Source organism: Curtobacterium sp. SP.BCp (assembly GCF_051903255.1).
Taxonomy (GTDB): domain Bacteria; phylum Actinomycetota; class Actinomycetes; order Actinomycetales; family Microbacteriaceae; genus Curtobacterium.
The window spans coordinates 1,413,437-1,438,120 of sequence record NZ_CP194338.1; the positions used below are offsets into that span (position 1 = coordinate 1,413,437).

The window sequence follows — 24,684 nt, forward strand, 5'->3', positions numbered from 1 at the left end:
CGATGCGGGACGTGACGTGGTGCGCCCGGACGGTCAGACGACGGTGGTGGCGAGGCGCTCCAGGGTGGTCCTCGCGTCGGCGAACTCGGCGGCGGCGTGGTCGGCGAGGGGTGCGAGGTCCGGCAGACGGTCGGCGAGGGTGGCGCTCACCGTCACCGGGTAGTGCTTCATGCCGAGGGCCGTGCCGAGGATGATCTGCAGCACGGGGGAGCCGTGGTCCCATCCCTCGGTGGGGGTGTCGGCGTCGTAGGTGCCGCCTCGGCTGACCACGGTGACGACCGGGCGACCGGCGAGGGGCTGCACGTCGCCGACGAGCACGCCCGGGACGTGCACGCGGTCGAGCCAGGCCTTCAGCGTGGACGGGACCGTGTAGTTGTAGAGCGGCGAGCCGACGAGCAGGACGTCCGCGGCGAGGAGCTCGTCGATGACCTCCTGGCGGAGCGCCTCGGCCTCGGGGGCGACGACCTCGTCCGTGGTGCGGTCGCTCGCTGCCCAGTGCAGCGCCGAGGTCTCGAGGTGGGGGAGCGGGTCGACGTGCAGGTCGCGCCGGACGACGGTGTACTCCGGACCCCGTGCACGCCAGGCGTCGGCGAACGCGGCGGTCAGCGCGCGCGAGCGGGAGTGGGCGAGGTCGGCGGAGGAGTCGAGGTGCAGCAGCGTCGGCATGCCGCCCACGCTACCGACGCGACACCGCCGTGTGACGGAAGCGGCCCCGTCGCGCCGTGAGGGGCGGGACGGGGCCGGGGTGGGCCTCCCGTCGGTCACGCGGGCACGCGACCGACGGGAGACGTCCTGTGTCAGCGCTGGGCGTGACGGCGGCGCAGGGTGCGCGCGCCGATCAAGCCGGCGCCGGCGAGCACGAGGCCGAGGGCCCAGGGCAGGGCTCCGGTCGCGTCGGAGCCGGTGTAGGCGAGCTGGCCACCGGTGCCGGTGCCGGTGGCGGTCGGGACGACCGCGACGGCGGGCGCGACGGTCGGGGTGACCTCGACGTCGAACGAGACCGGCTGGAGCGCTTCGGCGGACACGGTCAGCGTGTGCGTCGAGGCGTGCGGGAACGTGACGCTCGTCACGCCGAAGTCCTCGGCGCCGTCCTCGGTGTACGGCTTGACGACGTCACTGGCGACGTTCGACGTGACCGTCGCCTTGACCGTCGGGTTCCCGTCGTCGTCGGTCGAGTCGACGTCGTTGCCGAACCGGTCGACCGGCGTGCCGTAGACGAGCAGCGTCCCGCCCTGCTTGACCGAGACGTGGTCGAGCAGGTCGGAGTCGTCGGCGAAGAACCCGTCACCGTTCGGGTCGAGGGTGAAGCCCACGACGGTGCCGTCCGGACGGATGACGTAGAGCGAACCCTTGTCACCGTCGAGGAGACCCGCGTCGAGCGCCTGCGCCGCGAGGCCGTACGCGGCACCCGGGTCGACGGTCAGCTCGGCGTAGACCGTGGTCGTGACGTCACCGCTCGTGGCGGTGACGGCGAAGTCGTACGTGGACGCCTCGGTCGCGGTGCCGCTCAGCTCGCCGGTCGTCGGGTCGAACGTGATGCCCTTCGGCAGCTGGTCCTCCGGGGTGTACTCGCCGTCACCGTTGACGTCGCCGTCCTCCTCCCAGCCGAAGCCGAGCGTCGAGTCCGCCTGGGCCTCGGCCTGGTTCGACTCGACGTTGTCGATCGAGTCTTCCTCGTCGTCGTAGTACCAGGCGAGCGCGTACTCCGGCGCGGGGGAGCCCTCGGCGCGGAACGTGTAGGAGAACGCCTCACCCGCGGTCGCGTCCTGCGGGAGGTAGTAGGTGTCCTCGTCGGCTTCGGTGCCGCTGTCGAGCGGCGTGCCCGACTCGTCGACGAAGACCGGATCCTGCGTGACCTCGCTGGTGGTCTTCGCCGTTGCCTCGGCAACCGCGCCGGTCGAGTCCTTGCCCTTGACAGTGACCACGATGACCGAGCCCGCATCGGTGGGCTGGACGTCGTAGAACTGGTCGCTCCCGAGCTCGTCGCCGGTCGCCTCGTTCGTCCAGGAGAACGTCGGCGTCGCGAGCTGCTTGTCGAAGCCCGTCGTCGACGCCTTGAGCGTGGAGCCCACCTTCGCGTCGCCCGTGATCGTCACGGTCGGGGCCGCGGCGGCGGCGGTGGTGCTCGCGTCCGTGGCGTCGCTCGCGGCCGGTGCCGAGGAGCGCAGGTGCGGCAGCAGCGGGAACGTCGGCGCGGTCGATCCCGTCGGCGTCGGCTCACCGGTCGGCGCGGGCGTCGATGTGGGCGACGGCGTCGTCGTCGGGGCGGGCGTGACCGTCGGCGACGGGGTGTCCGTCGGCGCCGGCGTCTCCGTCTGCGTCGGGTCGGCCTGCACGGACACCGAGCCGTCCGTGTCCGACGGCGCGGCGTTCGCGGCCGTCGCGGTCATGATGCCGAGACCGGTCGTCAGGACGACGAGCGCGGCGGTGGTCCCGAGCGCGCAGGCGCGTCGGGCGGTTGAAGTGCTTCGACGCACGTTCTCCCCCAGGGTCCAGGTCCGGTCGGGTTCCGGATCGTAAGAGTTCGCCGAGAATCTTCGGCTCTCGGATCGTAGGGCCGCGTTCCGCGGCTGAGCGGCCTCGAAGCCGAAATGTGACCAGGGTTGGGGGGAACGGTGCGGAAACCGGCACGGGCCCGGTGCCGATCGGCACCGGGCCCGCGTCGTCGGCGGGGCGACCTGCTCAGAGGCGACGGCGACGCAGCCGGAAGCCGAGCAGTGTCGCGCCCGCGGCGAGGAGGCCCGCACCCCAGGCGATCGGTCCGCGCTCGTCGGCCCCGGTGTACGCGAGCGTCGCGCCGGTCCCGGTCGCCGATGTCGCGACCGCGGCGGTGGCGAGCGGCTGCACGGCGACGACGAACGAGCCGGAGACGCCGTCCTGCGACACCGTCAGGCGGTGCTGCGACGCGTGCGGGAACGTGACGAGCACGTACTCCTTCGTGGGGTCCGCCACGATGCGGTCGGACGCGACGGAGCTCGTGACCGTCCCGATCGGCTGCCGGCCGACGGTGCCGGGCGTCACGAGGTTCCCGAACCGGTCGACCGCGACGCCGGTGACCCGGATCGTGCCGCCCTGCTTCGCGGGGATGGACGACACCCTGCCGAGGTCCTTGCCGGTGGCGCTGAACGACTCGATCGCACCGGTCACACCCATCTGGTAGGCCCCGTGGTCGGGGTTCCCGTCACTGACGATGGTCGTGACCCCGACGGCCGCCGCGGGGCGCACCGTGAGCCGGACGTACTCGGTCGCCGTCGCCGTCCCACGGAGGGCGACGACCTCGAAGTCGTACGTACCCGCCGTGGTCTCGGTGCTCGTCAGCACGCCGGTGGAGACGTTGACGGTGAACTTCGACGACGGCGCGTCCTGGATCGCGTACGCGGTGGAGCCGCTGCCGCCGACGACCTGGAAGGTGTGGGTGAAGGTCGTGCCGGCGGTCGCGGTGAGGGCGAGGGGCTGCGCCTTCGTCGACGGCTCGGTGAACGACACCGGCGAGGGCGAGACCGTGACCTGCACGTACTCGGTCGCCTGCGTGCCACCGCTCAGGGCGACGACCTCGAAGTCGTAGGTCCCCGCAGTGGTCGGGGTCGTGCTCAGCACGCCCGTGTCCGACTGCACGGTCCAAGCGCTCGACGGTGCGTCCTGGATCGCGTACGCAACCGTGCCGTCCCCGCCGGTGGTGTGGAACGTGTGGCTGAACGGGGCGCCGACGGTTGCCGTGAGGGCGAGCGGTGCGGCCTTCGTCGACGGCTCCGTGAACGCGACCGGCGTGGTCGCGGCGGGCGTCCCCGCGGCCGGGGCCGACGACGTCGAGCCCGAAGCCGACGTGCCGGCGGCCGGAGCAGTCGTCGACGTCGACGTCGCCGTGCCGGTCGCCGCGTTCGCCGCGGTGACGCCGAACGCGGCGCCGGAACCGACGGTGACGACCGCGATCGCGGTCGCCGCGACGAGCGCGGCACGGCGGCGCGGCGAGGTGTTGGTGGTGCGCATGGATTTCCCCCCTGGGAGGTCCGGGTTCGCAGGGCGGCCATCCGCTCCTGTCGATGCTGACGCTACGGCGCCGGAGCGCCGTCCGGGTGGACCGGAGGTTGCGGTTCCATCACGGAACGATTCGGGTCCACACAGCATCTGACCTGGGGTTTTCCACAGCAAACTGAACATCGGACGGGAGGCGCGGTGCGGGCCCGACCCGTGCCTCCCGTCCGTCGCCGGGTCACGTCGACCAGGCGAGGCGAGCGCCGGTCCGTCAGCTGCCGACGACCGCGGCCGCGCGCTCAAGCTCCGCGCGCAACGCGGTGACCGCGGGCGAGGACGAACCAGCCGAGCGGACGACCGTGAAGATCGTCCGGCGCGGTCGTTCGGGGAGCTCGACGAGCCGGCACGTCGTCGTCCGACCGGTCCACATGAGGTCCGGCATGAGGCTCACCGCGTTGCCGGACTCGACCAGCCGGATCTGCGTCTGCAGGTCGGCGGTCTCGTAGCGGACGTCGGGCTCGAAGCCGTGCCGGCGGCAGACCTGCTCCGCGAAGTGCCGGGACGCCGTGCCGCGTGGCTCCATCACCCACGGCAGGGCCTCGGCGTCCGCGATCGCGGTGACCGGAGCGAGCGCGGTGTCGAGCGGGGGGAGTGCCAGGCGGACGGCGTCGGTGGTGAGGTCCTCGCGGTGGAGGCCCGGCAGCCGCGGAGCCGCGTGCGCTGGGTACTGCTCCGCGATCACCATGTCGAAGTCACGGATCCAGGTCTCGTGGAGTGCGGTCTCCGGCTCGCGCTGCACCATCTCGATCCGGACGTCGGGGTGGTCGGTCGCCATCGCGTGCAGGGCGTTCGGCATGAGCGCGAGCGCGGCGGACTGGAACACCGCGACCCGGACCCGGCCCTGGACGGTCGGCATCGAACCCTCGACCTCGGACTGCGCCTGCTCCAGGACGTCGAGGACGTGTCCGGCTGCCTGCACGAGCACCTCGGCCTGCGGGGTGAGCTGGAGGCGTCGGCCGGCCTTGCGCAGGAGGGGGACGCCGGCCTCGCGTTCGAGGGCTGCGAGCTGCTGCGAGACGGCCGACGGGGTGAAGTTCACGGCTTCGGCGACCGCCGCGATCGTGCCCCGGATGGAGAGCTCCCGGAGGAGGACGAGACGGCGGACGTCGAGCATTGCGTCAGTTTAGGAGAACTGCACGGTACTCGTCACGAAACGTTGCTTCCGCTGATGCTTCGGCGGCTCCACACTGATCCCATGACGACCGTGCACGAGCACCCCGCTGCCGCTCCCCAGCCCACCGGACCGGGCGATCTCGCCGACGAGTCGGTCGCGCTCGTCCGGCAGTGGCTCGCCGAGGCAGAGACCTACCCGGTCGACGGCTCCGCGAAGCAGCTCGCGGGCGTCCTCGCCGACCCGGCCGGCCTCGACTTCGCGGTCGGGTTCGTCGACGGCGTCGTCCGCCCGGAAGACCTCGGCGTCGCCGCGCGCAAGCTCCGCGCCATCGCACCGAACGCGCCCGGGTTCCTGCCCGCGGCGCTCCGCGGACTCGTCCGGCTCGGCGGCGGCATGGCACCGGTGCTCCCCGGCGTCGTCGTGCCGATCGCCCGACGCGTGCTGCGGGGCATGGTGGGCCACCTCATCGTGGACGCCACCGACGCCAAGCTCGGCCCGGCGATCGCGAAGATCAAGCGCGACGGCGTGCGGCTCAACGTCAACCTGCTCGGTGAGGCCGTGCTCGGCGAGAAGGAGGCCGCGCGGCGCCTCGACGGGACGCTGAAGCTGCTCGCCCGCGACGACGTCGACTACGTGTCGATCAAGGTCTCCTCGACCGTGCACCCGCACTCGCCGTGGGCGTTCGACCACGCCGTCGAGGACATCATCGAGAAGCTCCGGCCGCTGTTCCGCCGTGCCGCCGCCGCGTCACCGAACAAGTTCATCAACCTCGACATGGAGGAGTACAAGGACCTCGACCTCACCATCGCGGTCTTCACGAAGCTCCTCGACGAGCCCGAGTTCACCACGCTCGAGGCCGGCATCGTCCTCCAGGCGTACCTCCCCGACGCGCTCGCCGCGATGCAGCACCTGCAGGAGTGGTCCGCCGCGCGTCGTGCCCGCGGAGGCGCCGACATCAAGGTCCGGCTCGTCAAGGGCGCCAACCTCCCGATGGAGCAGGTCGAGGCCTCCGTGCACGGCTGGCCGCTCGCCACGTGGCACACCAAGCAGGACTCCGACACGAACTACAAGCGGGTGCTCGACTGGGCGCTCACCCCGTCACGCATCGAGAACGTGCGCGTCGGCGTCGCCGGCCACAACCTGTTCGACGTCGCGCACGCCTGGCTGCTCGCCGGCCAGCGGGGCGTCCGCGACGGCATCGAGTTCGAGATGCTGCTCGGCATGGCGCAGGGGCAGGCCGAGGCAGTCCGCCGCACCGTCGGGTCCCTGCTGCTCTACACGCCGGTGGTCCATCCCGGCGAGTTCGACGTCGCGATCGCGTACCTGATCCGTCGCCTGGAGGAAGGCGCATCGCAGGAGAACTTCATGTCCGCGGTCTTCTCCCTCGCCTCCTCGCCGGAGCTCTTCGCCCGCGAGGAAGACCGCTTCCGGTCGTCCCTGGCACCGCTCGCCACGCCGGAGGGGCTCCTCGCTCCGGCGTCCCACCGCGTCGCCGACCGCTACGCGGCCGTCGGTCGCCCCTCCGCGGGGCACTTCGAGAACACGCCGGACACCGACCCGTCCGTCGCCGCGTTCCGCGAGTGGGGTGCCGACATCACCGCGCGGGTCGCGTCGTCGACGCTGGGTGCCAAGGCCGTCCAGGAGGCACGGGTCGACTCCGCCTCGACGCTCGACTCGATCCTCGGTCGCGTCCGTGCAGCGGGCAGTGCATGGGCCTCGTGGTCCGGCGCGGCGCGCGGTGCCGTGCTGCACGCCGTCGGTGACGCACTCGAGGCGAACCGCGCAGCGCTCGTCGAGGTCATGGCTTCCGAGACCGGCAAGACCATCGACCAGGCCGACCCCGAGGTGTCCGAAGCGATCGACTTCGCGCACTTCTACGCTGAGCTCGCCTCCGGCCTCGACGACGTCGACGGTGCGACCTTCACCCCGGCTGCCCTGACACTCGTCGCGCCGCCGTGGAACTTCCCGGTCGCGATCCCCGCCGGATCGACCCTGGCCGCGCTCGCCGCCGGGTCGGCCGTGGTGCTCAAGCCCGCGCCGCCCGCCGAGCGCTCGGGTGCCGTGCTCGCGTCGATCATCGAGACCGCGCTCGACCTGCACGGTGCCCCCGTCGACGTCCTCGCGTTCCTGCAGGTCTCCGAGAACGACCTCGGGAAGCAGCTCGTGTCGTCGCCGCTCGTCGACCGGGTGATCCTCACGGGGGCGTACGAGACCGCCGAGCTGTTTCGCTCGTTCCGCCCCGACCTGCCGCTCCTCGCCGAGACCTCGGGGAAGAACGCGATCATCGTCACCCCGTCCGCCGACCTCGACCTCGCAGTGAAGGACGTCGTCGCCTCGGCGTTCGGGCACGCGGGCCAGAAGTGCTCCGCGGCCTCCCTCGTGGTGCTCGTCGGTTCGGTGGCCACGTCGCGGCGGTTCCGGTCGCAGCTCGTCGACGCGGTGTCATCGCTGACCGTGGGCTACCCGACCGACTCGACCACGCAGATGGGGCCGGTCATCGAGCCGGCCGCGGGCAAGCTGCTCGACGGCCTGACGAAGCTCGGAGCGGGCGAGTCGTGGGCCGTGCAGCCCGCGCGCCTGGACGACTCCGGCAAGCTCTGGAGCCCCGGTGTCCGCGACGGTGTCGCCCGCGGCTCGGCGTTCCACCGCACCGAGTACTTCGGTCCCATCCTCGGCATCATGACCGCCCGCACCCTCGACGAGGCGATCGACATCGTGAACGAGGTCGACTACGGCCTCACCTCGGGTCTGCACTCGCTCGACCCGGCGGAGATCGGGACCTGGCTCGACCGCATCGAGGCGGGCAACCTCTACGTGAACCGCGGCATCACCGGTGCGATCGTCCGGCGGCAGCCGTTCGGCGGGTGGAAGAAGTCGGCGGTCGGCGCGGGGACGAAGGCCGGTGGGCTGAACTACCTGCTCGGGCTCGGCTCGTGGTCGTCGGCGCCCGCTGGTGCTGGTGCTGGTGCCGCGGTGTCCGCCCCGGTGTCGGCGTTCGTCCGGGCTGCCGGGGTCGCCTCGGAGTCGCTCGACCGTTCGCTCGCGTCCGACCAGCAGGCATGGGCGTCGCTGTTCGGCACCGCCACGGACGTGTCGGCACTCACCGCCGAGCGGAACATCGCGCGCTACCTGCCCTACCCGGGAGTGCACGTGCGGCTGGCTGCCACCGACGTCGATGCGGACGGTGTCGAGTCGCTCGTGCGCGTCGTGTCGGCTGCGCTCCGCGCCGGGACCACGATCGACGTCTCGGTGGCCGGTCCGCTGCCGGCCGCCGTGCGATCGGCCGTGCAGTCGCTGTCGATCGTCCGGTCGCTCCGTGACGGTGAGACCGACGCGGCGTTCTCGGCGCGGATCGCTGACGGCCCCTCCACGCGGGTGCGGCTCATCGGCGGTGACGTCTCGGCGCTGTACGCGGCGATCGGTGGGCGTCCGGACGTCGCGGTGTACGCCGAGCCCGTGACCGAGGCGGGACGACTCGAGGTGCTGCCGTTCCTCCGGGAGCAGGCGGTGTCGATCACGGCGCACCGCTTCGGGACGCCGAACCACCTGACGGACGCGCTGATCTAGGGCGCCGGGTACCGCACTCGGCGTCGCGCTCGGCCCTCGCTCGGCGCTCGATAGGGCACGACGTTCGCACAACCAAAGACGGCTCGAACCACGAGATGACGTGGTTCGAGCCGTCTCCGGTTGTGCGCTGGTCAGGCGGGGACGGTCATCGTGTCCGTGACGAGTTCGCGCAGCTCGGGCGGCACCGGCACAGGGCGGCGGGCGCCCTCGCGGTCGATGACCACGTGGACGAACTCACCCGTCGCGAGCAGCGCGCCGTCGGAGGCACGGAAGAGCCCGAACTCCCACGCGATGCTGGTGGTGCCGATCCGCTTCGACCGCATCCCGACCTCGATGACGTCCGGCCACACTGCCGACTCGACGAAGTGACAGCTCGACGAGACCAGCACCGCGATCCACTCCGACGCGAACGGGTCGAGTCCGGCGACCTCGCGGAACCAGTACGTCGCCGCGTTGTCCATCGCCGAGTAGTAGATCGTGTTGTTCACGTGCCCGAACATGTCGTTGTCGTTCCACCGCGTGGGGTAGATGCGGGTGAACGGGTACTCGTCGATGGTCATCGGTCTCCGATCGGTCGTGCGGCTCGGCTGGTCCCGGGTCCGAGGCCGGACCGACCGTAGTCGACTCCGGCTCCGTGCCGTCTGATGCTCGGGAGTCCGGATCCCGTCATCGGACCGAGCGGGTACAGCGTGGCAGCCGTCTGCTCAGGGCTCCGTCCGTACCGTGGGGACCATGTGCGAGTCGGTTCAGTGCCCCGTGTGCGGCAAGTCCTCGTGGGCCGGCTGCGGCGACCACGTCCGCGACGTGATGCGTGGCGTTCGTCGCCGTGACCGCTGCCAGGGACACGGCATCCCGCACCACCTGATGGAGACCCGCGGCTTCCGCTGATCGTCGGGAGCTGTCCGGTCGCCGCACCGTGCGGGTGCTCGTCAGGCCGCGGGCGTTGCCTCGACGGGTGCCGGTGACCGCCGGCCGTCCGCCGCACCACGAGGAGCACCGCATCGTGTCCGAGTCCTTCGCCCACCCCACCGCACTCGCCCACGTCCGGGTGACCGTGACCGACATCCACCGGAGCAAGGCGTTCTACGAGCAGCTGCTCGGCGTCGAGCCCGCGATGGACTTCAGCGAGCATGCTGACGAGCCCGGGATCGAGCAGGACCGCGAGCGCCTCTACGGCGGGTGCATCTTCCCGCTCGGCGACCAGCTCTTCGGGCTCCGGCCGGTCGCTCCGCACGGGCAGCGGTTCGACCCGGACACCGTGGGGCTCGACCACGTCAGCTTCACCGTGGACTCGGTCGCCGCCCTGCACGACGCTGCCGCTCGTCTGGACGCTGCGGGCATCGAGCACGGTGCGGTGACGGACCTCGGCGACGCCGGGATCGTGATCCTCTCCGTCCAGGACCCCGACGACATCAACCTCGAGTTCACCGCCGCGAAGGGCTGACGCCGGCACCGGCGGGCGTCAGTCGATCGGTGCCGGCACGGCAGCCGGGCGGAGCACGTACTCGAACGTCGCACGGGCTCGGGCAGCGTCGGGCGTTTCGCCCGAGATGAGGTCGGCGTAGGTGAACGACTCCGAGATCCGGACCAGGAGCCGCGCCAACTCCTCGCTCGACAACGGTGCGGGATCGAACGCGCCGGAGTTCCGCTCGGCGTCGACCAGCGCGGTCACCCGTGCGACGAAGCGACTCTGCACGTCGCTCTCCGACGTCGTCAGGAGCCGGAGGGCCCGTGCGGGTTCCCGGGTGAGGAACGCCCGGAAGTAGGGCGCTCGGATGAGGTCGGCTGTGAACCGGTCCAGGACGTCGACGATGCGCGCGACCCCCGACGGAGCAGCCGCTGCGGCAGCGCCGTCGAGCGTCGGGACGGCCAGTGACCACAGCACCTCGGACAGCAGCTGGTCGCGGTTGCCCACCCACCGGAACAGGGACGTCCGGTCGACGCCGAGCGACGCTGCCAGGGTTCCCATGTCGATCCGCGAGCCGTCGATGAAGGTGTGGCGGGCCTCCCGGAAAGCGCGCAGCGCAGAGTTCGATGTGTACATGCATCCCTCCCTTGCAACGTTTTCGAGAATGATGCACGATCAGGGGTATGTCAACGACGGCAGCCACCACGCCCCTCCTCGAATCGGACTTCTACGGCTTCCAGGCGGGGCTGACCGAGCAGGAGCGTGACTCGCTCGGGCGGCTGCGGGCGTACCTCGAAGCCGAGGTCCGACCCATCGCGGACGCCTACTGGGCCCGCGCCGAGTTCCCGATGCAGGTCATCGCACCGCTCGCCGAGCTCGGCATGTACGGCCCGGGTGTCCCGCTCGTGCGCCAGTTCGAGAACTCGGCCGTCTACCGCGGCTGGGCGGCGCTCGAGCTCGGGCGTGTCGACGCGAGCGTGGCGACGTTCATCGGCGTGCAGTCCGGCCTCGCGATGAACTCGATCGCCGTCGCCGGCAGCGAGGAGCAGCAGCGAGAGTGGCTGCCCCCGATGGCCCGGGGCGAGCTCGTCGGGGCGTTCGGCCTCACCGAACCGCTGTCCGGCAGCGACTCGGCACGCGGGCTGCGGACGACGGCTCGGCGCGAGGGTGACGAGTGGGTCCTCGACGGCGAGAAGCGCTGGATCGGCAACGCCACCTTCGCCGACGTCGTCGTCATCTGGGCGAAGGACGTCGCGGACGACCAGGTGAAGGGCTTCCTCGTCACGACGGACACACCGGGGTTCAGCGCGACGAAGATCGAGGACAAGATCGCCCTGCGCGGCGTGCAGAACGCCGACATCACGATGACGGGCGTCCGTGTCCCGGAGTCGCGGCGGCTGCAGCGCGCAGACTCGTTCCGGGCGACGGCGGAGGTGCTGCGGCTCACCCGCACCGAGGTCGCGTGGCAGGCGATCGGCATCGCGGTCGGTGCCTACGACGCCGCGCTCGACTACGCCCGCACCCGCATCCAGTTCGGCAAGCCGATCGCGTCGCACCAGATGGTGCAGGACCTCCTGGTGAAGTCGCTGGCGAACATCACGGCGTCGATCGCGCTCTGCACGCAGGCCTCGGCCATGCAGGACGCCGGGGTCGGCGGGGACGAGCACTCCGCGATGGCGAAGGCGTTCGCGACGGCGAAGATGCGCGAGACGGTGGGGTGGTGCCGCGAGGTGCAGGGCGGCAACGGGATCGTGCTGCAGAAGGGCGTCGCGCGGTTCTTCGCCGATGCCGAGGCGATCTACTCCTACGAGGGCACGCGCGAGGTGAACACCCTCATCGTCGGACGCGCGATCACGGGGCAGGCAGCGTTCGTGTGAGGGGCTGAAGCTCGGCCGGGGTGCGGCGTCAGCGCTCGCTCCCGGCCGGTTCCGCGTGTGACTTCGGGTGTCGCTGCGGAAGGGCGCGGCCGGTGTCGGACGACATCGGCCGCGTCGCTGTTTGCGCGTGCAACGGTTGTGCGCGCGGGGGAGCGACGTGGTGGTCGTCGTACGACATCGGTCGTGTCGCCCGACAGCGGCGTGCGGTCTGCGGCGTGAGCGCACGCACGAGTGCGACGTTGCACGCGTCGATCGACACGTGCACCGTCGTACTCGCGGCGCGGAACCCGATGCGGGCGCATGCTCCGACGAACCACGCGTCGATCGACACGTGGTTCGTCGGGACGCGCGCGTTTCGTGAACCCCCGGGCCGCGCTACCCGAGCAGCTCGGGCCGCTCCCACTCCTCGTCGAGGACGTGCTGCGCCAGGAACGCGAACACCGTCTCGTACCAGACCTTCGCGTGCTGCGGCTGCAGCACCCAGTGGTTCTCGTCCGGGAAGTACAGGAACCGGTGCGGCATCGTGCCGTCCGCCGCCGCGTGGTGCTCCGCGAGCTCCGACCACAGCCGCAGCCCCTCGCCGATCGGCACCCGGTAGTCCTTGTCGCCGTGGATCACGAGCACCGGCGACGTGATGTCGGCCACGAACCGGTGCGGGTCGTTCTCGCGCATGCCCTCGGCGTCGAAGATCGACTGCCAGTACTGGGACATGTCCGTGGTGCCGTTGAACTGCTCGAGCGCCCAGAGGCTCGCGTGCGTCACGATCGCGCGGAAGCGGTCGGTGTGCCCGGCGACCCAGTTCGCCATGTACCCGCCGAACGACCCGCCCATCGCCGCGGTCCGGGTCTGGTCGATGTCGTCGCGCGCCTCGACCGCGTCGGTGATCGCCATGAGGTCGGTGTACGGCGCCTGCCCCCAGGCGTTCCACCCACGGTTGACGAAGTCGAGCCCGTACCCGGTCGACAGCGCGGGGTCGGGCAGGAGCACCGCGTAGCCGCGCGCGGCCATGAGCTGCGGACTCCACCGCCACGACCACTGGTTCCACGAGTTCAGCGGTCCGCCGTGGATCCAGAGGAGCAGCGGGTGCGGTCCGTCGCCCTCCGGCAGGACGAGCCACCCACGGACGCGCGTGCCGTCCGCCGCGGTGGTCTCGACGTCCTCGACGGTGCTGGGGACCGCGGGGAGCGGCGCGGGGGTCGCGAGGACGGTCACGGAGCCGTCGGCGGCGATCCGGACCGGGTGCAGCGGCGCCTGCCAGGAGGCACGGAGCGCCACGACCTCGCCGGTCGCCTCCGCCACGCGCAGGTTCGAGTACGCCCAGTCGTCATGGGTCAGCTGTTCGACCGGGCCGCCGTCGAGCGGGATCCGGAACACGGGTGCCCGGCCGTCCTGGTCGGCGGTGGCGAGGAGCGCACCGTCCCCGTGCTCGAACACGAGTTCGCTCGGCCAGCGGTCCCAGTCGGCTGCGATCCGTCGGGCTCCGGCGACGTCGACCGTGCCGTCCGCGGCGATCCCGGCGGTCCAGACCTCCTGCTCGTGCGCACCCGCCGGCGTCGAACGCTCCGTGCGGACCCACGCGACGGTGCGGCCGTCGTGGCTGGTGCGGGGCATCTCGTGGTCGACGTCCGGCTCGTCGAAGACCACGGTGCGGCTGCCCCTGGCGACGTCGACGGTGACGAGGACGGACCGGAAGCCCCGGGTCTCCTGCACGCCGACCGCCGCGACGAGCGTCCGGCCGTCCGGGGTGAGCGCACCGTCGACGTGGTCGAGGGTGCGGGCCGGCGTCGGGGTGAGGTCGACCGGGAGCGGCAGGTGTGCCGGGTAGTCGGGTGCGTCCTCGCCGGGAGCCGGACGATCGGCGTCGTCACGCTCGCGCAGACCGCCGAGGTCGAGCGCGAGCACGTGCGTCTCGTCCGGGCCGAGGTCGTGGTCCCAGAAGCGCACCGGGTAGGTCTCGTGCAGGATCGCCCCGACCTTCAGGTCCTTCCGCCGCTTCCGCAGCGCGGCGTCGGCCGCGAGGAACGACGCGGGAGCGTCGGTCGAGGCCTGCGCACCCGGGAGGAGCGACGCGGCGAGGGCGACCACGTCGGCACCGGCGGCCGTCGCGAGGACGCCACCCGCGCCTCCCGGGAGGGCGGTGACCGGACGGGCCTCGCCACCCGCCGCGGGGAGCAGCCAGAGCTGAGCCGCGTCGTCGGAGCCGGACTCGTCGGGCCGGCCGGACACGAAGAGGACGTCACCGGCGCGCGTGACCGCGATGCCGCCCTCGCCCTTCGCGGACCTGGTCAGCCGGACGGGCGTGCCGGACCCGTCGGCGGGGACGCTCCAGACCGAGCGGCGGTACCCGGTGCGCTCGTCGTCGAGGGCGCTGACGGTGAGGACCACCCGCGACCCGTCCGGAGCGACCGCGATGCCGTCGACTCGTGGGAGGGCGGTGAAGTGGTCCAGGTCGGAGAACGGCGTCGTCATGACCCCACGCTAGCCACGTCCGGCGACACCGCGTGGACCTACGCCCAGAACGCGGCGATCTGCTCCGCGACGGTCGAGCCCTGGCGGTGCCCCTGCTCGGCCGACGGCGCCTGTGTGGACAGCGCGAGTGAGTTCGTGCCGAAGGCGTGCTGCGAGGCGCTGTCCGCCACGACGGTCTCGACCGAGCTGCCGCCGGCCCGGAGGCTCTCGACCGCGACGTCGAGCCACGGCCCGAGCGGCGACGGACCCTCGGGGCCGCAGGCAATGACGAGCACCCGCTCGTACCCGGCGGCGACGTCGGCGTTCGTGGCCGATCGCAGCCCGCCGTCGATGTGGGGGACCCCGTCGATGGACACGGGCGTCCAGACGAACGGTACCGAGCAGCTCGCCGCGACCGCGCGGGCGAGCGGCACGCCCGAGTCGGCGGTGAGCACCCGGAACGTGCCGTCGGTGGCGTCGATGGTCGTGACGCCGAGCGGCTTCGACGGCCACCCGGAGCCGGGGATGGTCTGCTCGAAGGTCGCGATGCGTTCCTCGTCGGTCTGGCCGCCGACGGACTGCTGCGCCACCGCGCCGAGTCGAGCACGGGCGTCCTGGTCGTCACGTGCGCCCGCGAGGACCTGCTCGAGGCGGGTCTGGAAGTCCTCCGAGGCGATGACCGGAGGTTCCTCGTACGTCGACGGCAGCGGGGCGTGCTGCTGGGCGTAGGCATCGGCGACCGCGCCGGCGCGCACGAACGTCCCGACGACGCTGCCGGCGCTCGACCCGACCACGAGGTCTGCGGCGTCGAGGTCGACCCCGGCTTCCTGCAGGGCGGTGAGCACGCCGAGTTCCCAGGCGATGCCGGCGACGCCGCCGCCTCCGAGGACGAGTGCGCGGGTGCCGGGGACGGGTGTCGAGACGTCGGTCATGGGTCATGCTTACCAACCCCGCCTGTCCTGCCGGGCCGCGGCGCGCGGCCTGTGGACGGCAATGTGTCCGGGCCAGCGTGTGCAGGAGAGGTGGGGGAGACGGACTGGAGGCCCGTGGCGGCGTCGCCACGGGCCTCCAGTCCGATGCTGGGGAGCGTCGGTCAGACGCCTGCCGTGCTCCGGATCCAGCTGGCGCTCTGCGTCAGCACCGCGTAGTTCGACCCCGCGTGCGTGTTCGCTCCCGGGTCCGCCACGTCGCCGGTCGAGCACACGCCGACGACCTTGCCGTTCACGAGGAGCGGGCCGCCCGAGTCGCCGTGGTTCGAAGCGCCCGAGACACCCGTCACGTGCTGTGCCGTGCCGTTGTAGGCGTCGACCGACCGACCGGTCAGGTTGACGCTCGCCTGGTACAGGCCCGTGCTCGGGGCGCTGTTCGCCCGGTTGCCGTAGCCCATGATCGTGCCCGTGCCGGACGACTTCGTCGTGTACGCGAGGTCGAGCGGTGCGTACGACGAGAGCGTCTTCGCGGTACGGAGGTGCACGAGGGCGATGTCGCCGGACGGTGCCGAGTACAGGCGGTCGGCGGCCGTGGCGGTGCCGCGGTTGGTGGTGCTGTTCGAGTGGTAGACGTTCATCGCGGTCGTGCCGTCGACACAGTGGTTGGCGGTGAGCACCCACGAGGCGTTGATCTGCTCGCCGGTGCACCCGTACGTGCCGGACCCGCCCTGCTGGAAGACGAGTTGCACCTCCCACGGGGTGCTCGGTGCCTGCTCGCCGCCGATGACCTGCGGGGAGACGGTGGCGGCGTTCGCCGCGGAGGCTCCGAAGGTGCCGCCGAGGAGGACGATGGCGGCGGTCGCGAGGAGCGCCGTTGCTCTGGTCTTGAGTCGCTGCTGCATGGGGATGATGTTCTTCCCACCCTCGTTCGGGGGGCAAGTCGGCGTTGCAGGGGACAACACTCGTACCCTCGTGCCGCGCCCTGTGGACAACCCTGCCGACGTCGGTGGGGTGTCCTACCGTCGTCGTCATGACAGGGGAGCGAAGCATGGTCGACCGACGGCGGCGCCGCGCCGGTGCGGTCGTCTGGCCGATCGTCGTGGCGACCGCGCCCACCGCTGCGTTCCAGCTGCCGAACCTCGTCGCGGGCCCCGGGCTGAAGGTCTCGCTCGTCGTGTTCGGCCTCGTGGTGCTCCTCGCCGCGGTCGTCGTGCAGGTCGTCCGCGCCCGCCGGGCCGCTGCCTCGGTGGCCGCGGCCGCAGCCGTCGCCCGGTCCACCGAGCTCGAGCAGGGCACCGCCGTCCGGTACGCGTTCGGCCAGCTCGCCTCGAGGCTCACACGCTTCGCGGAGCTCCGGCGGTACGAGCGTCGGCAGGAACTCCCGGGCTTCGCGGACCGGATCGCCGTCGCGTTGGCGTTCTACCTCCTGCCGGGCGTCCCCGACGTCCGCGCGAACGTGTACCAGCTGTCGGCGGACCTCCGGGCGCTCGAGCCGATCGGGCACGGGGGAGCGGAGGACACCGCCGGGGTGTTCCGGGCAGGTACGCCCTACGGCGACCGCAACCTCGACTGGGTGCTGGTCGGGGGCGGTCCACGTGTCGTCGGGGACCGCACCGCCGACGTCGACGCCGACGAGGACCTGCCCGGGTTCGAGCCCCGCTACCGCTCGTACGTGTCGGTCGTGATCCGCTCCGAGGAGTACTCGTTCGGCATGCTCACCGTGGACTCGCCCGCTCCGGACGCGTTCACGGACCTCGACGCCAAGTACGTCGCCCTGATGGCCTCGTTCATGGCCGTCGCGTTCTCGCTCGCGTCCCCGTTCCCGGACCGGGACCGCAACCACCGGAAAGGCCCGTGATGCGCACACGATTTGTCGGACGCTCGACGTACGATCCACGCATGACCATCGTGACCCCCGAACCGAAGCCCTTCGGTCGGTCCCGGGTGTACACCCCGAACTGGACCGACGACACCACCGACGCCGACTACGAGGACCGCGCCGTCATCGCCGCGAACATCGAGCGTGAGCGGGTCGCTGCCCGTCGTCGCTTCGAGGCACGGCTCGCCGCCGCCCTCGCCCGCTGACCCCACAGCCACCGACCGACGGACGGAGCGCCGCGACCACCGGATCACCGGCGGTCGCGGCGCTCTGTCGTCCCGGGTGCTCCGTCGTCCTCGGCGCTCCGTCGTCCTGGCCGCTCGGTCGTCCGCGGCGCAGGGAGCGGCCTCACTCCCCGCTGACGTCGATGAGCACCTTGCCGACGGCGTCGCCCTCGACGGCGTCGTGCGCCGCCGCGGTCTCCTCGAGCGGGAACCGGGTCAGCGGGAGGCCGGCGCCCTCACCCACCGGCAGGACGCCGTCGTGGAGCGCCGCGGTGACGTCCTCGGCGGCCGCGGCGAGGGCCTCGTCGCCGATCGTGTAGAGCAGCAGGAACTGGTAGCGCGCGTTCACGCCCATGTTCGGCCGGATCGGCAGTGTCGCTTCGTCGCCGCCGTTGTTCGCGTAGATCGACACGACACCGTGGTTGGCGAGCACCTCGGCGACGAGCTGCGCGTTCTGCGGGATCGACACCTCCACGACGATGTCGACGCCGTCCGGAGCGATGCGCCGGATCTGGTCGGCAGCGTCCTCGTCGCGGTAGTTCACCGTGTGGTGCGCCCCGGCAGCGGTCGCGAGCGCGGCCTTCTCGTCGGAGCTGATCGTCGACACGACGGTCGCGCCCGCCCAGCGTGCGAGCTGGATCGCGGCGTGACCGACCGCGCCGGCGCCGCCCGCCACCAGGACGGTCCTGCCGTCCAGCGCCCCGGGAGCGAGTCGGTCCGGACCGTGCTCGTGCGTGGTGAGGGCGCGGTGCGCGGTCATCGCCGGGACGCCGAGCGAAGCGCCGACGTCGTGGCCGGTGCCGTCGGGCAGCGGCACGGCTCGCTCGGCGGGGACGACGGTGTACTCCTGCGCGGTGCCGGTCGGGCGACCGGAGGCGGCCATGAACAGCCAGACGCGGTCGCCGACCGCCAGGTGGCCGACGCCCTCGCCGACCGCGTCGACGACGCCCGATCCGTCCTGGTTCGGCGTGATCTCGGGGAACGGCAGACCGTCGCCGTAGGTGCCGCCGGCGCGGGCCTTCCAGTCGGTCGGGTTGACCCCGGAGACGACGACACGGACGCGGACCTCGCCGGGGCCGGGCTCCGGGAGCGGACGCTCCTCGAGGGTCAGGACGGACGAGTCACCGGGCTTCGAGTAGACGACAGATCGCATGCCACCAGGCAACCACCAGGCCCGGGCGGCGATTCCAGCCGACGTGGAGCGCGGCTCAACCGCGTCGCGCGTCGTACGTCTCGCGCGACCCTGCCACGTCGTCCATGTGGTCCGTGGCCCAGCGTTCGAGCGGCTCGAGCACGGCGCGGAGGGACCGTCCACGCTCGGTGAGCTCGTACTCGACCCGCGGCGGGATCTCAGGGAAGACGGTCCGGGTGACGAGCCCGTCCCGCTCGAGGGCGCGGAGCGTCTGCGTGAGCATCTTCTGCGAGACGCCCTGGACCCGGTTCGCGATCGCCGAGTACCGCTGCGGGCCGTCGACGAGCGAGCCGATCGTGAGGACGCTCCACCGGTCGCCGATGCGGTCGAGGAGTTGGCGCGACGGACAGTCCGCCGCGTAGGGGGTGTACTCGAGAGCGGACACGCTGGCCTCCGTTACGCACCATGAGGTGCCTACTTACCGATGGAGAGTAACACCCGTACAGTGAGTCATGAAGGGCAACCGCTCCACGAAAGGACCGCCATGACCAGCATCGTCGTCTTCGGAGGCACCGGGTACGCCGGCTCCGCCATCACCCGCGAGGCGCTCTCGCGCGGCATCACCGTCACCGCCGTCGCGCGCGACACCTCGAAGCTCGAGCCGGCGGACGGCCTCACCCTCGCCCAGGGTGACGCGTTCGACACGGACTTCGTCGCCGAGGTCGCGAAGGGCGCCGACGTGGTCGTCGTCGCCCTCCACGCCGTGCAGGCCGACGGTTCGGAGCTCAAGGACCGCTTCCAGCACTTCGTCGACGCTGCCTCGGCCGCCGGTGCGCGCCTCGGGATCGTCGGCGGCGCCGGATCGCTGTTCGTCGCGGAGGGCGGCCCGCGCCTCTTCGACACGCCGGAGTTCCCGGACGCCTTCAAGGGGGAGGCCAAGAGCCACGCCGCGATCCTCGACGCGCTCAAGGCGTCGGACACCGAGGTCGACTGGTTCTACGTGAGCCCGGCGGCGGCCTTCGGCAGCTACAACCCGGGCGAGCGGAAGGGCACCTACCGCACCACCGACGACGTGCTCCTCACCGACGCCGAGGGCAACTCGGACATCTCCGGCGAGGACTTCGCCATCGCGTTCGTCGACGAGATCGTCACGCCGGCGCACCACCGGGCGCGCTTCGGCGTCGCGTACTAGACGCGACCGAACTGAAGGCCCGTGGCGACCCCGCCACAGGCCTCCCGTCCGTCCCGCACCACGAAAGCGACATCGAACCAGGTCTCGGGCCCGGTTCGATGTCGCTTTCGTGGTTCGCCGCGGCCGCGGCCGCGGCCGCGGACGCGACCACGCGCGCGCGTCAGCGCTGTCCGACGATCGCGGGCATCGGCACGTGGTGGCGCATCCGCACCGCGAGGTGCAGCCCACCCCGCCGAGCGAGCACGAGCCCCACGACCGCCGCGGCCACCGCGGGGACGCCCCCGGCGACGACCATGCCGACGTGGGCGCCGAAGTGGTCGACCACCTGGCCCATGATCGGTCCGCCGATGGCCTGGCCACCGAGCAGCACGAGGACGTAGAGCGACATCACGCGACCACGGATCGCGACGTTCGACGACAGCTGCACGAGGGAGTTCGACGCCGTCATGAACAGCAGTTGTGACATCCCCACCGCGACGAGCGCGACCGTGAAGGGGGCGATCACCGGGACCGCGCCGGTGACGACGAGCAGTACGCCCGTCCAGAACACGCCGCCGACGATGGTCCGGAGGCGGACGACGGCGCGCCGGGTGGAGAGCAGCGCCCCGGTAAGGGCACCGATCGCGACCGCGGAGTTGAAGACGCCGTAGCCGCCGGCGCCGACGTCGTACACCTCGGACGCGAACGCCGAGAGCAGGACGGGCATCGTCAGCGCGAACACCGAGAAGAACGCCATGAGCACGACGGGCACGAGGATGGTCGGCTTGCCCATCGCGTAGCGGAGCCCCTCGACGAGCTGTCCCTTCGTGCGCGGTGCCGGCGGGGTGCGGTGGAGCTCGGACACCCGGAGGAACCCGAGCGTCACGACGACCGCGGCGCACGCGACGGCGTTCACCCCGAACGACCACCCCGCTCCGACGGCCACGAGGAGCGCGCCGGACAGCGCGGGGCCGATCATCCCGCCGAGCTGGAACACGCTCGAGTTGACGCTGATCGCGTTCCGGAGGTGCTGGTGCCCGACGATCTCGGTGACGAACACCTGCCGCGCCGGGTTGTCGATCACGGTCACCATGCCGACGACGAACGCGATCACCCAGATGTGCCACGCCTGCACGACCCCGGTCAGGGTGAGCACGGCGAGGACGAGCGACAGGACCGCGAACGCACCCTGGGTGAGCATCATCAGCGCACGCTTCGAGAACCGGTCGACGATGACGCCGCCGAACAGTCCGAAGAAGAGCATCGGGGCGAACTGGCACGCGACGGTGATGCCGACCTGCGCGACCGAGCCGGTGAGCTGCAGGACGAGCCAGTCCTGCGCAATGCGCTGCATCCAGCCGGCGGTCATGGCCACGAGGTTCGTCGCGGTGAAGATCCGGAAGTTCGGCACCGACAGGGCGATGAGTGTGTGCCGCCAGGGTGGGCGCTCGGCGACGACGGGGAGGGGTTCGGTGGGCGGGGGGAGGGTCGTCGATGACGCACTCACGGCTGGGGGTCTCCGGAGGTCGAGGCGGAACGGTCGGACGGTACCCACTCGAAACTAGTTGCCCGAGATCCATTCGATCCCCGTATGGTTGCTATCACTCCATTGCGAAGTCGAATGAGGGGGTCCGTCGTGCTCGACCCGGTGCTGTTGCGGACGTTCCTCGCGGTCGCGGAGACGCGGAGCTTCACGGCCGCCGGGGTCCGCCTCGGCATCAGCCAGCCCACGGTCTCGCAGCACGTGCGACGGCTCGAGGGCGCGGTCGCCCGGACCCTCGTCGCGCGGGACACCCGGGGTGTGAGCCTCACCGACAACGGGGACGCGATGGCCGGCTTCGCCCGGACGATCCTCGCGGCGCACGCCACGGCGGACGCGTACTTCTCGGGAGCGGCGACCCGCGGCCGGCTCCGCTTCGGTGCGGCGGACGACCTCGCGATCACGCAGTTGCCGCGGATCCTGCGGGACTTCCGGCGACTCCACCCGCACGTGAACCTCGAGCTGACGGTGAACCAGTCCGCGCCGCTGCTCCGCCGGGTGCACGCGGGCCAGCTCGACCTCGTGTTCATCAAGCAGACCGCGGGGGAGTCGGCCGAGGGAACCCGCGTCGCGACGGACCAGATGGTGTGGATGGCGCAGGACGGCATCGCGCTCGAGGACGGCGAGCCCGTGCCGCTCATCGTCTACCAGGCGCCGAGCATCAGCCGGCAGATGGCGATCGACGCCCTCGAGGCTGCCGGCCGCACGTGGCGGATCACCTGCAACACCCGCGACGTGAACGGGGTGCTCGCGGCGGTCCGGGCGGGGATCGGGGTCGCGGTGTTCCCGCACTCGCTCATCCCGGCCGACCTCGTGAAGGTGTCGCAGCGCCTGGCGCTGCCCGACCTGCCGGCGGTGGACTACGTCCTCATCGCCAACCCGACGACGCAGCGCGAACCGGTCGACGCGCTGACGAACGCGATCCTGTCCCGCGGCGTGATCCGCGCGGTCTGAGCGACGGCGCGCGTGACCCGACGGCGCCGCGCGGCTCGGCGGCGCAGCGCGGCTCGACGGCGCCGCGCAACCCCTGCGGCGCGAGCGTCGGGACGGCGTCGCGCAACCAACCGCCACGGCGCGAGCGTCGGGACGGCGCCGCGCAACCGCTACGGCGCGAGCGTCGGTACGGTCCCGGTCCCCGTGAGGTCGGGGAGCGTCACCCCGGCAGTCGGCAGGAGCGCGGACGCCACCGCCCACAGCAGCACGAGGGTCCCGACGCCGCCGAGCACGGCACCGAGCAGTGCGACCGAGCGCTGCCACGTGGCCGACCGGTCCCGCAGGACGATCCCCGACAGCAGGAGGGCGAGCACCCCGAGCACGAGGCCGACGCCGTGCACGGTGCCCGGCGCGGTGAACCACCACGCCGCCAGGCCGAGCGTCGCGATGCCGGCGACGGCACCGAGGACCGCCCCGGGCGTCGCACCGATCCGGCGCGCACCGGCCCCGGCGTCGGCCGTCGCGTCCGACGCCGCACCGGTCGGGGCTGCGCCGGCCTGGAGGAGCGGCTCGGTCGGGGCGGGTTCGCGCACCACGGGCGCGGCGACGGTGGGGGACTCGTCGACCGTCCGCGCGTCGGTTCCGGTCCGGCTCGACGTGGACGGCGCGGGTCCGGTCGGCGCGGGCACGGACGGCGCGGACGCGGCGGCCGGAGCGGGTGTGGTCGGCGCTGCCACGACCTGGTGCTGCGCGAAGCGTGCAGGGGTGCGGTAGCCGACGGGGCCGGTCGGGGCCGGTTCGCTGCCGGCCACGACGACGTGCTCCAGACCGGGCACCGAGAACCGCGGCTGGCCGACCACCGGGGCGGCCGGTGCCGGAGGCGCTGCGGGAGCGGTGGCCGCGGGCGGGGTGAGCGGCGCGGCGTCGACGGGTGACACCGGTGCCGGCGTCGGACGCACGAGCTGGTCGAACGGGAGTGTGTGAACCGCGGGCGAGGTCGGTGCCGGCGGCAGGAGGTCCTCGTCCGGCGGGAAGTCCGGCACCACGACGCCGAGCGGCGAGTCCACGGATCCAGCCTCACCGAGCGGTGCGCCGGGCACGTCAGGTGCACCGGGCGTGTCAGCGGCGGCGACGTGCTCCGGCCGGGAGACCGCGGCGACGACGGGTGCGGCCTCGGCGGCGGTCGTCGCGGTGGACCCGACCACGTGCTCGGCGGGGGCCGACGCGGCGGAGGCGGGGCGTGCCTCCAGGGCGTCCTCCGGCACAGCGGTGACCCAGGCCGGGACCGGCCGTCGGGGCCGGTCCGAATCCGGCATGCGATGCGACGCCACTGCTGCTCCCTCCGCTGGTCTGATCCATCGTCAGTTCTATCGGGAGCCTCCGGCCTGGGCGCATCCCCAGTTCGGGGCCGCGGACGGCAGCCCGTCGGTACGGTCGGGGCATGACCGGAATCGAACACCGTCCGCTCGGGCCCTCGGGGCTCGTCGTGTCCACCGTCGGCCTCGGCTGCAACAACTTCGGCCGGCCGGGCACCGCCTCGGAGTCGCAGGAGGGGACGAACGCCGTCGTCGGTGCTGCCCTCGACGCCGGCGTCACCCTCTTCGACACCGCCGACGTCTACGGCGGACGACCAGGGCTCAGCGAGGAGATGCTCGGGAAGGCCGTCGCCGGGCGCCGCGACGAGATCGTGCTCGCGACGAAGTTCGGCCTCGACATGCAGGGCGTGAACGGGCCGGACTGGGGCGTGCGGGGCTCCCGGCGGTACGTGCGGCTCGCCGTGGAGTCGTCGCTCCGGCGCCTCGGGACGGACTGGATCGACCTCTACCAGATGCACCGCCCGGACCCGGTGACCCCGATCGAGGAGACGCTCTCGGTGCTCGACGACCTCGTCCGCGAGGGCAAGATCCGCTACGTCGGCCACTCGAACTTCGCGGGCTGGCAGATCGCCGAGGCCGAACTCACCGCCTCGATCGCCGGCACGACGCAGTTCGTGTCCGCGCAGAACGAGTACAGCCCGCTCGCCCGCAGCGTCGAGGACGAGGTGCTGCCGGCGGTCCGGGCCTACGCGCTCGGGTTCCTGCCGTACTTCCCGCTGTACAACGGCCTGCTCACGGGCAAGTACACGAAGGCGGGCGGCCCCGCGGACGGCCGGCTCAGCACGGCGAAGCCGCAGCTGCTCGCGGACGCGCCGTGGGACGTGCTCGACGAGTTCCAGCGGTTCTGCGACGCGCGCGGGGTGACGATGCTGCAGGGGACGTTCGCGTGGCTCCTCGCGCAGCCCGGGCTGTCGAGCGTGATCGCGGGGGCGACGAAGCCGGAGCAGATCACGCAGAACGCGGAGGCCGGCACCGCGTGGGCGCCGTCCGAGGACGACGTGGCCGAGATGACGGTCATCTTCGACGGCGCGGCGGCGGGTCGCTGAGTCGCTCA

Annotated in this window: 21 protein-coding genes; 8 read left to right on the forward strand and 13 right to left on the reverse strand. The window is 72.3% G+C overall.

What is annotated here, in order from left to right; all coding sequences use genetic code 11:
- Positions 1-33: 33 nt before the first annotated feature.
- The 4 genes from ACRQ4C_RS06915 to ACRQ4C_RS06930 all read right to left on the reverse strand — a co-directional run bounded on the left by ACRQ4C_RS06915 (position 34) and on the right by ACRQ4C_RS06930 (position 5,146).
- Entirely contained in the window at positions 34-666 is a 633-nt protein-coding gene (locus ACRQ4C_RS06915) for an FMN-dependent NADH-azoreductase (RefSeq protein WP_439690611.1), read from the reverse strand.
- 131 nt (positions 667-797) lie between these two features.
- Entirely contained in the window at positions 798-2,477 is a 1,680-nt protein-coding gene (locus ACRQ4C_RS06920; protein ID WP_439690612.1) for a putative Ig domain-containing protein, read from the reverse strand.
- Between the two features lie 205 nt (positions 2,478-2,682).
- Positions 2,683-3,987: a hypothetical protein gene (locus ACRQ4C_RS06925; protein ID WP_439690613.1), complete on the reverse strand. Its 1,305-nt coding sequence runs from the start codon at positions 3,985-3,987 to the stop codon at positions 2,683-2,685.
- Positions 3,988-4,243: 256 nt separating this feature from the next.
- Positions 4,244-5,146, reverse strand: a complete 903-nt coding sequence (locus ACRQ4C_RS06930) for a LysR family transcriptional regulator (RefSeq protein WP_439690614.1) — start codon at positions 5,144-5,146, stop codon at positions 4,244-4,246.
- Between the two features lie 81 nt (positions 5,147-5,227).
- Between ACRQ4C_RS06930 and ACRQ4C_RS06935 the strand changes: the two genes are divergently transcribed.
- Positions 5,228-8,713: a proline dehydrogenase family protein gene (locus ACRQ4C_RS06935; protein ID WP_439690615.1), complete on the forward strand. Its 3,486-nt coding sequence runs from the start codon at positions 5,228-5,230 to the stop codon at positions 8,711-8,713.
- Between the two features lie 131 nt (positions 8,714-8,844).
- Here the strand turns inward: ACRQ4C_RS06935 and ACRQ4C_RS06940 are convergent, their stop codons facing one another.
- Positions 8,845-9,273 carry an acyl-CoA thioesterase gene (locus tag ACRQ4C_RS06940; protein ID WP_439690616.1) on the reverse strand — a complete coding sequence of 143 codons (429 nt, stop codon included), beginning with the start codon at positions 9,271-9,273 and terminating at the stop codon, positions 8,845-8,847.
- A 395-nt stretch (positions 9,274-9,668) separates the two neighbouring features.
- Here ACRQ4C_RS06940 and ACRQ4C_RS06945 point away from each other — a divergent pair, with 395 nt between their 5' ends.
- Complete coding sequence (locus tag ACRQ4C_RS06945) at positions 9,669-10,157, forward strand: VOC family protein (protein ID WP_439690617.1); 489 nt, start codon at positions 9,669-9,671, stop codon at positions 10,155-10,157.
- Between the two features lie 18 nt (positions 10,158-10,175).
- Here the strand turns inward: ACRQ4C_RS06945 and ACRQ4C_RS06950 are convergent, their stop codons facing one another.
- Entirely contained in the window at positions 10,176-10,757 is a 582-nt protein-coding gene (locus ACRQ4C_RS06950; RefSeq protein ID WP_439690618.1) for a QsdR family transcriptional regulator, read from the reverse strand.
- 47 nt (positions 10,758-10,804) lie between these two features.
- On the opposite strand from ACRQ4C_RS06950, the gene ACRQ4C_RS06955 reads away from it, so the two are divergent.
- Positions 10,805-11,998, forward strand: coding sequence for an acyl-CoA dehydrogenase family protein (locus ACRQ4C_RS06955; RefSeq protein ID WP_439690619.1), 1,194 nt, complete (start codon positions 10,805-10,807; stop codon positions 11,996-11,998).
- 375 nt (positions 11,999-12,373) lie between these two features.
- On the opposite strand, the gene ACRQ4C_RS06960 is transcribed toward ACRQ4C_RS06955, so the two are convergent.
- From ACRQ4C_RS06960 to ACRQ4C_RS06970, 3 genes are all read right to left on the reverse strand, one after another.
- The gene (locus ACRQ4C_RS06960) at positions 12,374-14,467 is read right to left on the reverse strand and encodes an alpha/beta fold hydrolase (protein WP_439690620.1); all 2,094 of its coding nucleotides are present in this window, start codon (positions 14,465-14,467) and stop codon (positions 12,374-12,376) included.
- Between the two features lie 38 nt (positions 14,468-14,505).
- Positions 14,506-15,378: a patatin-like phospholipase family protein gene (locus ACRQ4C_RS06965; protein WP_290132159.1), complete on the reverse strand. Its 873-nt coding sequence runs from the start codon at positions 15,376-15,378 to the stop codon at positions 14,506-14,508.
- A gap of 161 nt (positions 15,379-15,539) precedes the next feature.
- Positions 15,540-16,277 carry a S1 family peptidase gene (locus ACRQ4C_RS06970; protein WP_439690621.1) on the reverse strand — a complete coding sequence of 246 codons (738 nt, stop codon included), beginning with the start codon at positions 16,275-16,277 and terminating at the stop codon, positions 15,540-15,542.
- 128 nt (positions 16,278-16,405) lie between these two features.
- Here ACRQ4C_RS06970 and ACRQ4C_RS06975 point away from each other — a divergent pair, with 128 nt between their 5' ends.
- Both ACRQ4C_RS06975 and ACRQ4C_RS06980 read left to right on the forward strand, forming a co-directional pair.
- Positions 16,406-17,233, forward strand: a complete 828-nt coding sequence (locus tag ACRQ4C_RS06975) for a GAF domain-containing protein (protein ID WP_290132157.1) — start codon at positions 16,406-16,408, stop codon at positions 17,231-17,233.
- Between the two features lie 41 nt (positions 17,234-17,274).
- Entirely contained in the window at positions 17,275-17,460 is a 186-nt protein-coding gene (locus ACRQ4C_RS06980) for a hypothetical protein (RefSeq protein ID WP_290132156.1), read from the forward strand.
- A 142-nt stretch (positions 17,461-17,602) separates the two neighbouring features.
- Here ACRQ4C_RS06980 and ACRQ4C_RS06985 read toward each other — a convergent pair whose 3' ends face one another.
- Together ACRQ4C_RS06985 and ACRQ4C_RS06990 are read right to left on the reverse strand one after the other, a co-directional pair.
- Positions 17,603-18,631 carry an NADPH:quinone reductase gene (locus ACRQ4C_RS06985; RefSeq protein ID WP_439690622.1) on the reverse strand — a complete coding sequence of 343 codons (1,029 nt, stop codon included), beginning with the start codon at positions 18,629-18,631 and terminating at the stop codon, positions 17,603-17,605.
- Between the two features lie 55 nt (positions 18,632-18,686).
- On the reverse strand, positions 18,687-19,055 hold the full coding sequence (locus ACRQ4C_RS06990; protein WP_290132154.1) for a winged helix-turn-helix transcriptional regulator: 369 nt from the start codon (positions 19,053-19,055) through the stop codon (positions 18,687-18,689).
- Positions 19,056-19,154: 99 nt separating this feature from the next.
- Here ACRQ4C_RS06990 and ACRQ4C_RS06995 point away from each other — a divergent pair, with 99 nt between their 5' ends.
- A complete protein-coding gene (locus ACRQ4C_RS06995) occupies positions 19,155-19,802 on the forward strand; it encodes an NAD(P)-dependent oxidoreductase (RefSeq protein ID WP_439690623.1) in 648 nt (215 codons plus the stop codon).
- A gap of 160 nt (positions 19,803-19,962) precedes the next feature.
- Here the strand turns inward: ACRQ4C_RS06995 and ACRQ4C_RS07000 are convergent, their stop codons facing one another.
- Positions 19,963-21,288: an MFS transporter gene (locus tag ACRQ4C_RS07000; RefSeq protein WP_439690624.1), complete on the reverse strand. Its 1,326-nt coding sequence runs from the start codon at positions 21,286-21,288 to the stop codon at positions 19,963-19,965.
- A 129-nt stretch (positions 21,289-21,417) separates the two neighbouring features.
- Between ACRQ4C_RS07000 and ACRQ4C_RS07005 the strand changes: the two genes are divergently transcribed.
- The gene (locus tag ACRQ4C_RS07005; RefSeq protein ID WP_290134258.1) at positions 21,418-22,275 is read left to right on the forward strand and encodes a LysR substrate-binding domain-containing protein; all 858 of its coding nucleotides are present in this window, start codon (positions 21,418-21,420) and stop codon (positions 22,273-22,275) included.
- 149 nt (positions 22,276-22,424) lie between these two features.
- On the opposite strand, the gene ACRQ4C_RS07010 is transcribed toward ACRQ4C_RS07005, so the two are convergent.
- A complete protein-coding gene (locus ACRQ4C_RS07010) occupies positions 22,425-23,570 on the reverse strand; it encodes a hypothetical protein (RefSeq protein WP_439690625.1) in 1,146 nt (381 codons plus the stop codon).
- Positions 23,571-23,695: 125 nt separating this feature from the next.
- Between ACRQ4C_RS07010 and ACRQ4C_RS07015 the strand changes: the two genes are divergently transcribed.
- Positions 23,696-24,676: an aldo/keto reductase gene (locus tag ACRQ4C_RS07015; RefSeq protein ID WP_290132150.1), complete on the forward strand. Its 981-nt coding sequence runs from the start codon at positions 23,696-23,698 to the stop codon at positions 24,674-24,676.
- Positions 24,677-24,684: the final 8 nt, after the last annotated feature.